Genomic DNA, 13,075 nt, shown 5'->3' on the forward strand with positions numbered 1-13,075 from the left:
TTAAAGATAAACTTCATCGATAAATCATCTTCTATATTAGATAAAACTTCCCAATCTAGGCTTTCCTTTGAATTAATTTTATTAGGTAAAATATCTAAAACACCATCTACTATTTTACGAAAAACATCATCTACAAATGGCGGAAATCTTCTAGGTTTAAACAGACCAATATTTAAATCAATTTCATCTCCACTCTTCAATAAATCCTCTTCTATAAATTTCAAATCTAATCCTGTATATTGCCTCAATACCTTTTCTAAAGCTATGCTATATTCCATCACTTCTTTTTGAAAATCATTCATATTGACAACCACCTTTTTCAGAAAATAAAAAACAACCTCTATGGATATTTTATCCATAGAGGTTGTTTTTTATCAATCTTTATTATTTGTTATCGAATTTTATTGTAAATTATCAATCTTTATTACAAATTATCAATCTTTATTAAAAACCAACAAAGCGAACGGTTTTTAATTTCAATTCTATTCAACCGTAACTGATTTTGCAAGGTTACGAGGTTTATCAACGTCACAACGACGGTGAAGTGCAGCATAGTAGCTGATTAATTGTAATGGTACAACAGATACAAGTGGTGTTAATAGTTCATGTACAGAAGGGATGACTAAACGGTCGCCCTCTTCTTCCATGCCTTCCATTGCAATAATACATGCGTTGGCACCGCGCGCCACTACTTCTTTCACGTTACCGCGAATGTTAAGCGCCACACCTTTTTGCGTTGCTAAAGCGAAGACTGGTGTACCTTCTTCGATTAATGCAATCGTACCGTGTTTTAACTCACCACCGGCAAAACCTTCTGCCTGAATGTATGAGATCTCTTTAAGTTTTAATGCACCTTCCAATGATACACAGAAGTCCATATTACGACCGATGAAGAACGCATTGCGCGCGATTTTTAAATAATCTTCGGCAATTTGCTCCATTTCATCTTTAGAGTCGATAATTGTCTGGATGCCGTTTGCAACGATCGCCAGCTCCTGTTTTAAATCAAAGTCCAGTTGCATTCCTAATTCTTTTGCAACTGCATAGGCAGCTACTGCTAAAACAGCTACTTGAGCAACATATGCTTTTGTAGATGCTACAGCAATTTCCGGTCCGGCATGTAATAGTAATGTGTAATCCGCTTCACGTGAAAGTGTTGAACCTTGTACGTTTGTTACAGTTAACGCTTTGTAGCCAAGCTCTTTGATTTTTACTAATACTTGACGGCTATCCGCTGTTTCACCTGATTGTGAAATGAAGATAAATAAAGGTTTCTTTGATAGTAACGGCATATTATAGCCAAACTCGCTTGAAATGTGTACTTCTACTGGAATACCAGCGATTTTTTCGAAATACTGTTTCCCGATTAAGCCGGCATGGTAACTCGTACCTGCCGCAATAATATATAGACGGTCAGCTTCCGATAATGCTTTTAAAATATCTGCATCAATCGTAACATCTTCACCTTGTTCATATGCTTGAATAATTTTACGGATAACAGTAGGCTGCTCATCCATTTCTTTTAACATATAGTGAGGGTATGTTCCCTTTTCGATATCTGAAGCATCCAATTGTGCTGTATATGGTGCACGCTCAACAACGCGGCCATTTAATGTTGTAATTTCTACTTTATCTTTACGAACGATTACAACTTCTTTATCATGCAATTCGATAAACTGATCAGTTACTTGCAGCATCGCCATTGCGTCTGAAGCAATAACATTGAAGTCTTCACCCACACCTACTAATAACGGTGATTTGTTTTTCGCTACGTAAATCGTTTCCACATCTTCATTATCTAAAAGCGCTAATGCATAAGATCCGTGCACTAACGATAATGTTTTACGGAATGCTTCTAACGTAGATAAACCTTCTTTCGCAAATAAATCGATTAACTGTACGATAACTTCTGTATCAGTATCAGAGTTCATCTGAATTCCTTTAAGATAAGCTTTTTGTAATAAGTGATAGTTTTCGATAACCCCGTTGTGTACAAGCGTATAACGACCTGTGGCACTTGTATGAGGGTGTGCATTTAAGCGGTTTGGTACACCGTGAGTTGCCCAACGTGTATGACCAATCCCTACGGCTGCTTCCACATCGCCATCAACTGCTTTACGTAAATCTGCAATACGTCCTTTTTCCTTGAATACTGTTACGCCTTCTTCATTGTGTACAGCAATCCCTGCAGAATCATAGCCACGGTACTCTAGTTTCTCTAAACCTTTTAATAAAATCTCTTTAGCGTCCAATACGCCGTTATATCCTACAATTCCACACATAATCCGTTTCCTCCAATGTAATTGCTACATCGAAGCACATTTTGGCAACACAAAAGCAGACTACGAAATCTACCTTTTTTAGCCTAATGCGCTTCACGGAAGTTAGTCGAAGGTGATGTTTGCTCTCGTTTAGCAAAGCTAGCACGCATCGGTAACATTCCTGCTCTTTTCTTAAAAGGTGATGTAGCTAAATATTATTTTTAATTGTATGCCGTTTCGCTTTTCTGTCCAGAAAATCACTTCTCTGTTTTAAAACGAAAGTTACAACCGGGCATGTGCGATCGGGAGGCATCCGCCGAAATTTCGATAAACCTCCACCTCGTCAACTAAGGATTATGTCCGCTCGATTTCCTTAGTTCTGGCGCTATAATTGTTTTCCGATTTTGTATGCGCGATTTTCTCTCCTTTAGCGCAGCTCAACAATTCCTTTTACTGAGCATTTACATCATACACATAAACAATTTCACCGTCAATCCTACGCTATCATTGTAAGCGCTTCATAGAAAAAATTATTTCTAGAAAAATATCCCGTTTTGATCCGGGAGATGAAGTTTGTATCAGCAGTAACGTTGTCATTCCCACTGATTACAAGACTCACTCCACATGACATCAAAACGGGATATGCACTATTTTCTATCGTATGCAAAGAGCTCTATTAAAGCCCCTTCTCTTCTAATAAATTTACAATTTCTCGGTTAAATGCAGGTAAATCATCCGGTGTACGGCTTGTTACAAGCTGTTTTTGACAAACAAATACTTCCTCATCATGGAATTTTACCCCTGCATATTCCATATCGACTTTAATCGATTTATAACCTGTCGCATCTCGTCCCTCTAATGACTTCGCCGTAATTAGCAGCTGTGGTCCATGGCAAATTGCAAAGACAGGTTTCTTTTCATCCATAAAATACTTTGCAAAAGCTACGACACGCTCATCATCACGCAGTAAATCCGGTGAAAAACCGCCTGGGATAAATAACGCATCAAAGTCCTGCGGGTTTGCCTCTGCTACCCCTTTATCGATCTGAACTGTTGCTTCGCCATTTTTACCTGTAACCGATTTATTACCTTCTTTATCAATCGTTACAATTGTATGCCCTGCAGCCTCTAGTGCCTGTTTCGGACTTGTGAACTCCACATCTTCAAACTTGTCAGTAATTAATGTTGCAATTTTAGCCAATGTAAAACACTCCTTCGTCTTATTAGGATACTTTATTTTGTTTCCCGAATTCTTGAAAATGAAACATATTTACATAGGTCTCGTTCTTTTATTACAACAAATGTAAATAGTTTTAGGTCGGTTTCCGCAAAAAGTAGAACAGTTTCAGTATTCATTAGAATGGTAAAATTTATAACTGGGTTTAAGCGGTAAAAAGATTGTTTTGTTGTTTTGAATTAATCTCGACCTCCTTTTATTAGAACATTTTGAGGCGGTATTAGAAGAGTTGGATTCGATATTCGAAAGTTTCGCATGGATATTTGAATACTTGGATAGCATTTTTGAACATTTGGTACTTTTATTAGAAGAACAGCTGTTTATTAGAACTCTTTTAGTTATATTACATTTTCTAAACCGGTATTAGAAAATCCCATACAAAGCAAAAAAACACCGGAAGCAATGTCTCCATCACTTCCGGTGCCGTCACTATGATTTATTCAGCTAAACCCATTTCTGTACGTACTACATCTGCAATACGTGCTACATAGTTTTCGCAAGCCTCTTCAGAAGCTGCTTCCACCATAACGCGCACTAAAGGCTCTGTACCTGAAGGGCGTACTAATACTCGACCATTGCCTGCCATTTCCGCTTCTACTTCAGCGATGACAGCTGCAACCTTTTCATTTTGTGTTACAGCATGTTTATCTGTTACACGCACGTTTACTAATTTCTGCGGGTAAATCGTCATTTCACCTGCAAGTTCAGAAAGTTTTTTGCCTGTAGCTTTCATAATATTCACTAACTGAATACCTGTAAGCAAACCGTCGCCTGTTGTATTGTAATCTAAAAATACGATGTGACCCGATTGTTCGCCACCTAAGTTATAATCATTTGCACGCATTTCTTCCACAACATAGCGATCCCCAACTGCTGTTTGAACACTTGTCATTTCGTTGTCTTCAAGCGCTTTGTAGAAGCCCATGTTACTCATAACTGTAGAAACAATCGTGCCTTTGTTTAAGCGGCCTTTTGCTTGTAGATACTTTCCGATGATGAACATAATCTGGTCACCGTCAACAATCGTACCGTCCTCATCTACAGCGATTAAACGGTCTCCATCTCCATCAAATGCTAAACCAACATCTGCGCCGCGTTCCTCGACGAATGCAGCTAATTTTTCAGGATGTGTTGAACCGACACCTTCATTTATGTTCAGTCCATCCGGTGAAGCGCCCATTGTTGAAATATCTGCCTCTAAATCTGCGAATAAATGTGTTGCTAGAGAAGACGTTGCACCATGCGCACAGTCTAATGCCACATGTAATCCTTCAAAATCTTCTTCAACTGTTTGTTTTAAGTATGAAATATATTTTTGTCCACCTTCAAAGTAGTCTGTTACTGAACCAACAGCAGCACCTACTGGACGTGGTAATGTATCTTCTTCTGCATCAAGAATACGTTCAATCTCTTCTTCTTGTGCATCCGTTAATTTAAAGCCGTCTGGACCGAAAAATTTAATGCCGTTATCTGCAACAGGATTATGAGATGCTGAAATCATAACACCTGCTTCAGCATTCATGACGCGTGTAAGATACGCAACACCTGGTGTACTAATGACACCTAAACGCATAACTTCTGCTCCAATTGACAGAAGACCTGCAACAAGTGCACCTTCCAACATCTCCCCAGAAATACGTGTATCACGTCCGATTAATACTTTCGGGCGATCTTTAGCATCCTTCGTCAGCACATAGCCGCCAATACGGCCTAGTTTAAATGCCAACTCTGGTGTTAGTTCACTATTTGCGACACCGCGAACGCCATCTGTTCCGAAATATTTACCCATTTACTTTTTCTCTCCTTCAACGCTTGAAATACCATACGTTATTAAATTTACCACCTAAAGTGGATTGCTTGTTTTATTGATAGTTAGTTTCCATCTGTATCTTCACCATTAGAATCTGCATCTGTATCTGCTTCACTATCTTTTCCCTGTTCACGAACTGGCTCTCCACTTACATTTGCGCGTACCGTTAGTTTCTCTTGAGATAACTTGGTAGCCCCTGTTGGAAGCTCAATTTTAAATTCGTACGGACCGGATTTTTTTATTTTTGAAACATCAACGTCTACGACAACTTCTTTTAATGAATCCACTACAGATTTCGAACCATATACCGTTATGTTAGATTTTTCCGGGGATAAACTGTCAATTGTAAGCCCCTCTACTGGTTCCCCAATTTCGTTTATCTTAATCGGGACTTCTTTACTATATTCATTAATTTCTACTTTTACATTGACCTTATCCGGATTAATGCTGACATCGAGCTTATTCAGATCACGGTCGAGTACCTTTACAGCCGCTTCCTGTTCAAATGATTTATTCAAATCTTTCTCGCCTGAAACCGTTGCCTTTACATAACTTATGTTATCAATGACACTCTTTGCTCCTGTTACCGCAACTTTTGACGGTTCTGCCGTCATCTCGTTCAGTACGAAGTTCTCAGCTAAAAGGCGGTTATTCATTTCAGGCTCTACACGAAACTGTTCAGTAACCTTTTCCTCAATTGTTACACTAATTATTTTTGGCTCAATTGATACATCCAGTTTTTCCGAAAAGTTTTCTTGATGTATTGTAACGCTATGTTCACCAATTAACAATGAGTTTAAATCGACAAAGAGTTTGAAATCCTTTTCAAGCTTTGTTTTCATTACAATTTGTTTCGGTCCTGAAATTTTCACATCGACCGTTTCAGGGAGCCCTGTAACAAATAAATTATCAGAATCATAGTACACTTCCAATGGCACATTTGTGATGACATCTGTTTCATTGGATGAGCCCGAGTCCGTTTCACGTTTTTCTTCTGTTTGAATATACAGGAAGAGGGCCACCGCTAAAAACAAAGCGGTTAAACGGAGCATCCATGAGCTATCAAATATTTTATCCATTCTTTTTCCCTCCCCAAGTCCACTTAGATGCTAAGTTAGAATCTTGTTCAGGACCAAACCACAGTTTACGCAGTAATTCTTCAAATTCTGTAATAGTGAGATTACGGTGTAAATTACCATTGGCTGTTATACTAATCGCACCTGTTTCTTCGGATACAACAATTGTAATTGCATCTGTTACTTCACTTAACCCAAGTGCTGCTCGGTGACGTGTACCAAGTTCTTTGGAAATAAATGCACTTTCCGACAATGGTAAGTAACATGCCGAAGCGGCTATTTGGTTTTTCTGTATAATTACGGCCCCGTCATGTAACGGTGTATTTGGGATGAAAATATTAATCATTAATTCAGATGAAATTGTGGCATCCATCTTGATGCCCGTTTCTACATATTCATTTAAGCCAGTATCTTTTTCAATAGAAATAAGTGCTCCAATTCGACGTTTTGCCATATAATTTACAGATTTTTTCATCGCCTCGACTAAGCGTGTCTGCTCATCTTCCTGCTGGTTGTTCGTTCGTTGGAAAAGCTTACCTCGTCCGATCTGCTCAAGGGCTCGGCGAATTTCCGGCTGGAATATTATAATAATGGCTAAGAAACCCCAATCAATTACTTCTTGCAGCAACCAATCGAGGGTGTCTAAACCGAAAACGTAGGTAGCAAATTTCGCTAACACGACAATTAATAACCCTTTTAATAATTGAACGGCTTTCGTTCCTCTAATGAGGGTCAATGCTTTATAAACTACGTACCATACGAGCAGTACGTCCAGTACTTTAAAAATCATATCTACAGCAGCAATGTCTGTAAATTGCTCAATTATTTGCATGTGGCATCCCCCACCTTTACTTGCTAATCCATCTTGGTTTTAGTATAGCATAATTCTGTCAGTGATTAACTTTCCTAACAGAAAAAAGTCTACCCGAACGAGTAGACTTTTCTTTCTATACTAGAACGGCTTTTTTTTGAGAAAAGTTCCGATTTATTAAGAAAATATTATTTCTTGTTGTAATTAACGTAATGACCGTTCTAAATTATTACTCATTAAAAACAGCGATCGCTTTATTGAACCCGTCTTTAATTTTGTACCATAGCCATTCGAACATTTCGTCAATTTCCTCTACTTGCCCTGTAACGACTGCCGTAGATGCCATATAGTTGCCATTGATAACTGTAATATTGCCATCCACTTCCCCTTCGACAATAATATCTCCATTTTTCACAACAATGTCACCTTTAACAACTTCACCGACCGGCACTGTTACCGTTTGTCCTTCAACGACTAAATTAGGCTGTTTCGTCACAGAGAATTGCTCATCATTCGGAAAACTGCCTAACAAAGTGGCACTCATACATAAAAAGAATACTGCTGCAGCTACAAGAACAGGATGCTGACGGAACCAACGTTTGATGCCGGCAGAACTTTTGCGTTTAGGTAAACGACTTATCACTTGATCCTCAAAGCGCGGAGGGGCAGTAATATGTGCTGCACTCTTGATAAACGCAATCGTGTCGCTTAATTCATGCATATGTTGTTGGCAATCAGGGCATGTTTGTAAATGCTGCTTCAATATTTGTTCATGCTCACGACTAATATCACCATCTAAATATTCGTGCATATAATCCACGAATTCTGATGCACACGTTTTCATGCGTATCTTCCTCCTACAAATTGTTTAACTGCTTTCTTAACGCTTCACGGCCACGGTGAATCCGCGTTTTAACTGTTCCTAAAGGCATATCCAGAATTTCGCTTATTTCCTGAAGGGACAGTTCTTCAATATATTTTAATACAATGACCGATCGATACTTGTCGGGAAGGCGGCTGATTTCATATTGTATTCGGTCCTGAAGCTCCATCTGCTCAACGGCTTCTTCCGGCAACTGCTCCTCTGAGGCAATCTGAGAATACATATCCAGACCTTCTGTTCCCGCTACCTCCGCATCTAAGTAATAATCGGGCTTCTTTTTACGAATTCGGTCAATGCAGAGATTTGTTCCGATTCGGTAAAGCCATGTTGAAAATTTTCGATTTTGGTCATACGAATGTAAATTAATATAGGCACGTATGAATGCCTCCTGTGCGATATCTTCTGCTTCCTGTTTATTTCCAAGCATTCGATAGCACACTTGATACAGCTTGTGCTGGTAGAGGTTAACGATGTCGGCATATGCGTTTTGGTCACCTTTAAGCACTTGCTTTATTCTTTTATTAACTAACGCATCCATTTGTCTTTCCTCTCCACCTTTTCAGCTGTTCTATATATACGGATTGCTTTTTAAAAGGTTTCATTTTCTCTAAAAATTTTTTTCCACCCATAAATATGTGCCTTTATTATAACAAACTTCGTAACGACCAATCGAATTTTTTCGTAATAATCATACTAAAGTTTCGCCAAATAAAGAGCCGATTAAGGCAACCGCTACATCTGCTGTTTTATTTCGCTCATCTAATATAGGATTCACCTCTACAAACTCAGCCGATGTCATTAAACCGGATTCCTGTATCATTTCCATTGCTAAATGACTTTCCCGGTAAGTGATCCCACCTGCTACAGGTGTTCCCACTCCAGGAGTATATAATGGATCTAATGCGTCCAAATCAAGTGATAAATGAAGGCCGTCTATTTGCAATTGTTTAAAATATTTTAGAGTTTCTTCCATTACATATGTCATTCCAAGGCGATCGATTTCGTGCATAGTGTATATTTTAATGCCTCTTGACTTAATTAGCTCCCGTTCCCCTTCATCGATAGAACGTCCGCCAATTATAACAATGTTTTCAGCTTTGATTTTAGGTTCTGCATGTAAAATGGATGTTAGCCTTTCATGTCCTAGCCCAATACTTGTTGCTAAAGGCATCCCATGAATATTTCCGGAAGGCGTTGTTTCCGGTGTATTTAAATCTGCATGGGCATCAAACCAGATAACTCCCTGATTTTTATATTTCATCGACAAACCTGCCAATGTACCAATTGCAATACTATGGTCGCCTCCTAATACAAGCGGTATGTAATCTTTTTTTACAACATTGAATACTTTTTCGGCAAGTGCTGTATTGACCTTAATCACTTCTTCCAGATTAAGCAGCTTTTCATCTTTATGTGCAGCTGCATCCCCCTCAATAACTTGTATATTCCCTTCGTCTTCAACTTCATATCCAAGATCAGTTAAACGCTGTTGCAGCCCTGCATATCTGATTGCACTTGGTCCCATATCTACCCCGCGGCGCTGTTGTCCATAATCACATGGTACCCCTACAATTGAAATCTTCTTATTCATCATTTCTGCATCCCCTAACATGTCATGTAATTTTTCTATTCTATTCTATTCTCTTCTCCGCTCACCCTCCTATAGAAATTTCGAGCAACTAAACGATTTTCCCTTTTTATACGCAAAAAATCCTTTACTTATAAATAAGTAAAGGATTGTTATTTGATATTTAAGTACACTTCTAAGTTTATAAAATAAAAGTGAGCCATGAAGGACTCGAACCTTCGACCCTCTGATTAAAAGTCAGATGCTCTACCAACTGAGCTAATGGCTCATAAAAAATAAAAAAAATGGCTGGGGTACCTGGATTCGAACCAGGGCATGACGGAATCAAAATCCGTTGCCTTACCGCTTGGCTATACCCCAAACATTTTATAGATGGTGGAGGGGGACGGATTCGAACCGCCGAACCCTAAGGAGCGGATTTACAGTCCGCCGCGTTTAGCCACTTCGCTACCCCTCCGACAAATGATGCAACACTGTTAAAGTTGAATGGTGGAGGATGACGGGCTCGAACCGCCGACCCCCTGCTTGTAAGGCAGGTGCTCTCCCAGCTGAGCTAATCCTCCATACATAACAAGTGTTACTGCTTTATTTTTTTATGAAGCCTTAAATGGTGACCCGTACGGGATTCGAACCCGTGTTACCGCCGTGAAAGGGCGGTGTCTTAACCACTTGACCAACGGGCCGTTATATAAGTTGTTCTCTTTAAGACAAGATTTATAATATCATCATTTCTTATATAGTGCAAGCCTTTTTTGAAAAAAGTTTTATTTTTTATTTTGTAATAGTAAAAAGGCAAAAAAAATGGCTCCGAAGGCAGGACTCGAACCTGCGACCTGCCGGTTAACAGCCGGATGCTCTACCAACTGAGCTACTTCGGAACGCTACTATTATACAGTGATGTACAAGCCATCTTTCGTACATTTATTATTATAGCAACGTTTAAAATTTATACAAGTAGTTTTTTGAAATAATTTGAACATTTTATTTATTATGCTCATCTTTCATTGGTAAAAGCTCGTTTTAATGAATATTTGTCCATTACTGCTTTATAAACTCGGTAATTTCCTCAATCAAACCATTTGTTAGCGGCAAACCAGGATTGTAATAGCTCGCAAGATTTTGGTCTCGATCGCCTTCTACATCTTTTAACACATGATTCATCTTATCAAAATAGTGAATTGTGGCTTGATTATTTGCTGCATATAAGTTTTCTGCATCTTTTTCTGTTACCTGAATATCTTTTTTCCCTTGAAGAATGATAATTGGAACGTTAACATTGCTTATTTCTTGCTGAGGATCGTATTTAAGCCATGAAATTATATATGGCTGAACAGAAGGTCTAAATAATGATTGGAGCTGTGCAGACACTGCCTCTACTTTTTTGCCTGCTTTTAATTGCTGTAATGCTTTTTCCGATTCCAGTAATAAATTCGGAGGTAAGCTTGCTGACAATTGTTCCATTAAAACTTCATTCGCCGGTCTGCCAATACCTGCAATCGAAATAAGAGAGGCTACGTCATTTTGCTGGGCAGCAAGCGTCATTATCAAAGCACCTTCACTATGACCAAGTAAATGAATGTCATTAAAGCGGTCAGCCTTTTTAGCATAATCTACAATTGCTTTAACATCCTCTACATACATATCAAATGTTAATTCTTCTTCTTTTTTAGTTAATGCTGTATTATCACCGATTCCACGCTTATCGAAACGAATAGAAGAAATCCCTTTCTCCGCTAAGCTCTCTGCAATCATCTTTAAGCTATTATTCGATCCAGCTCCTATTGTATTGCCATCTTTATTTGTAGGACCTGACCCGGCATGGATTATAACAAGCTCTCCCGTAGCTTTAACAGGTCTTTCCAACGCTGCTTTAAGCTCTCCGCCGGCAACAGGGATCAATAGCTCATCATACGTAACAGGTGTCTCTTTATAAGGCTTTAACGTAATAGGATAGGACTGTCCATTTTGCATAAACGTTCCTTCTACCGTTTCGTTTTTTAGCTTCCCGGCAATTTTAATTTGAGATCCGGCTAAATTAATGGTGATGGCCAAATCCGACTCATTATATTTAATCGATTCAAAGGCAAAATCACTGACTCCTTGTGCAGGTACAGAAATACTTCCACTCGACTCTTCCAAATTTAAAATAATTTCAAGAGGTGACTGTGGAATTTCAATCATCCCCTGCCATTTTCCTAATAGTGCTTCCTCCATATACATAACCTCCTGCTTAGTTTGTTCTTCTGCTTTTGACTTATCTGTACTTTCACTATTACAAGCTGACAGCAATAACACAATAGCTAAACTATAAGCAATCTTTCGCATGACTCTATCCTCCCCAATTCGGTTCATAATTTCCTTTACGGTTAGAACAGGAAAAAGTTTCAAAATAAAAAGCCATCAATAAAGATGACTTTTATTTTCATATTAAATTTCGGGCAACAAAATCATGAAGTTTTTCATAATCACTGACCTTTTGATTACATAGTTGGGAGTCGTCACAAATATAGTTGCTGTAAGATGTATAATTATCACCATTGCCCTTTACTGTAGCTGTAAACAAATGAACTGCACTGTGCTGATTACAAATCGCACAGACACCTTTTATCGGTTTATGGGCGTCTACAACTCCACGCAATGCTGTGTATTGTCCTTCCTTTTCCAGAACAATGTATTGGCGGTTTGTCCCTTTATCAACCCATGACAGATAACTGATTGCTTGCCAATCAATCATTTCTAGTTTAGGTAACTTCAGCTTTTTATCCTTTTTAAATAGCTTTTGCAAACCTTGCTCGGAAATTGATTTAAACGGAATAGTATATGACTTCAAGCTTTGGAAAAATAGTTCTGCCCCGATAGTATCCTCAACCGTTTCCACTTCTTTAATAATACCTTCATTTACATGCGTCAGTTTTTCTCTTAGCTCTGTAATTGCCAGCTCCCGTACAGCCGCAACAATCTTCTTGTCATTTGATGCTAGCTTTGCCTGCAGTATTTTATTTACTTGTTGTTCGATTAATCGTAAGTCCACCACTGTTAAAAAAGGTGCTGTCATGTTATACCTCCAATGTTTTGCCTTGTAAGAACCTTTACATTCATTAATCGTATTTCTTTCTGCTTTAATGGTCAACCGCTAAAGCAATCCTCGTATAAGGCATTCAAAATATTTAAATTCTAATAAAAGAAAAACCAAAGAAGGCAGTCTGTTATTTAAGACACCATCTTTGGTTTAATCTGTTATGAGTTGACTCTTTATATTGTATAGTAGTATATATATAATTTCCAATAATATAAAAAAGCCACTACTGACTAAATCAGCAGCGACTTTTTGAGCGAAGCGACGTCCTACTCTCACAGGGGGAAGCCCCCAACTACCATCGGCGCTAAAGAGCTTAACTTCCGTGTTCGG

11 protein-coding genes, 6 tRNA genes and 1 rRNA gene are annotated in these 13,075 nt (G+C 38.6%); all 18 read right to left on the reverse strand.

Annotation, left to right across the window (positions count from 1 at the left end; translation table 11 throughout):
* Nucleotides 1–302: hypothetical protein (locus ABS917_RS18375; RefSeq protein ID WP_350480344.1), on the reverse strand; the 302-nt coding region annotated here is incomplete at its 3' end.
* A gap of 180 nt (nt 303–482) precedes the next feature.
* Nucleotides 483–2,282, reverse strand: a complete 1,800-nt coding sequence (gene glmS / locus ABS917_RS18380) for a glutamine--fructose-6-phosphate transaminase (isomerizing) (RefSeq protein ID WP_350480345.1) — start codon at nt 2,280–2,282, stop codon at nt 483–485.
* A 655-nt stretch (nt 2,283–2,937) separates the two neighbouring features.
* Nucleotides 2,938–3,462, reverse strand: coding sequence for a type 1 glutamine amidotransferase domain-containing protein (locus ABS917_RS18385; protein WP_251691090.1), 525 nt, complete (start codon nt 3,460–3,462; stop codon nt 2,938–2,940).
* Nucleotides 3,463–3,934: 472 nt separating this feature from the next.
* A complete protein-coding gene (gene glmM, locus ABS917_RS18390) occupies nt 3,935–5,287 on the reverse strand; it encodes a phosphoglucosamine mutase (RefSeq protein WP_350480346.1) in 1,353 nt (450 codons plus the stop codon).
* Nucleotides 5,288–5,370: 83 nt separating this feature from the next.
* Complete coding sequence (locus ABS917_RS18395) at nt 5,371–6,387, reverse strand: CdaR family protein (RefSeq protein ID WP_350480347.1); 1,017 nt, start codon at nt 6,385–6,387, stop codon at nt 5,371–5,373.
* Nucleotides 6,380–7,216 carry a diadenylate cyclase CdaA gene (gene cdaA, locus ABS917_RS18400; protein WP_350480348.1) on the reverse strand — a complete coding sequence of 279 codons (837 nt, stop codon included), beginning with the start codon at nt 7,214–7,216 and terminating at the stop codon, nt 6,380–6,382. Before cdaA ends, ABS917_RS18395 begins: the two co-directional genes overlap by 8 nt.
* A 208-nt stretch (nt 7,217–7,424) precedes the next feature.
* Entirely contained in the window at nt 7,425–8,039 is a 615-nt protein-coding gene (locus ABS917_RS18405; RefSeq protein WP_350480349.1) for an anti-sigma factor family protein, read from the reverse strand.
* A 13-nt stretch (nt 8,040–8,052) separates the two neighbouring features.
* Nucleotides 8,053–8,616 carry an RNA polymerase sigma factor SigW gene (gene sigW / locus ABS917_RS18410; protein WP_350480350.1) on the reverse strand — a complete coding sequence of 188 codons (564 nt, stop codon included), beginning with the start codon at nt 8,614–8,616 and terminating at the stop codon, nt 8,053–8,055.
* 150 nt (nt 8,617–8,766) lie between these two features.
* A complete protein-coding gene (gene rocF / locus ABS917_RS18415) occupies nt 8,767–9,669 on the reverse strand; it encodes an arginase (RefSeq protein ID WP_350480354.1) in 903 nt (300 codons plus the stop codon).
* 192 nt (nt 9,670–9,861) lie between these two features.
* Nucleotides 9,862–9,934: transfer RNA gene (locus tag ABS917_RS18420), tRNA-Lys, on the reverse strand.
* Nucleotides 9,935–9,951: 17 nt separating this feature from the next.
* A tRNA-Gln gene (locus tag ABS917_RS18425) sits at nt 9,952–10,026 on the reverse strand.
* Nucleotides 10,027–10,039: 13 nt separating this feature from the next.
* Nucleotides 10,040–10,123, reverse strand: a tRNA-Tyr gene (locus ABS917_RS18430).
* Between the two features lie 30 nt (nt 10,124–10,153).
* Nucleotides 10,154–10,229: transfer RNA gene (locus tag ABS917_RS18435), tRNA-Val, on the reverse strand.
* 45 nt (nt 10,230–10,274) lie between these two features.
* Nucleotides 10,275–10,349: transfer RNA gene (locus tag ABS917_RS18440), tRNA-Glu, on the reverse strand.
* Between the two features lie 119 nt (nt 10,350–10,468).
* Nucleotides 10,469–10,544: transfer RNA gene (locus tag ABS917_RS18445), tRNA-Asn, on the reverse strand.
* 160 nt (nt 10,545–10,704) lie between these two features.
* Nucleotides 10,705–11,991, reverse strand: coding sequence for an alpha/beta hydrolase (locus ABS917_RS18450; protein WP_350480351.1), 1,287 nt, complete (start codon nt 11,989–11,991; stop codon nt 10,705–10,707).
* Nucleotides 11,992–12,088: 97 nt separating this feature from the next.
* Nucleotides 12,089–12,721: a FusB/FusC family EF-G-binding protein gene (locus ABS917_RS18455; RefSeq protein WP_350480352.1), complete on the reverse strand. Its 633-nt coding sequence runs from the start codon at nt 12,719–12,721 to the stop codon at nt 12,089–12,091.
* 277 nt (nt 12,722–12,998) lie between these two features.
* Nucleotides 12,999–13,075 (reverse strand): 5S ribosomal RNA (gene rrf / locus ABS917_RS18940); the annotation flags it as partial.

The organism is Solibacillus sp., from assembly GCF_040273735.1.
Lineage (GTDB): Bacteria > Bacillota > Bacilli > Bacillales_A > Planococcaceae > Solibacillus.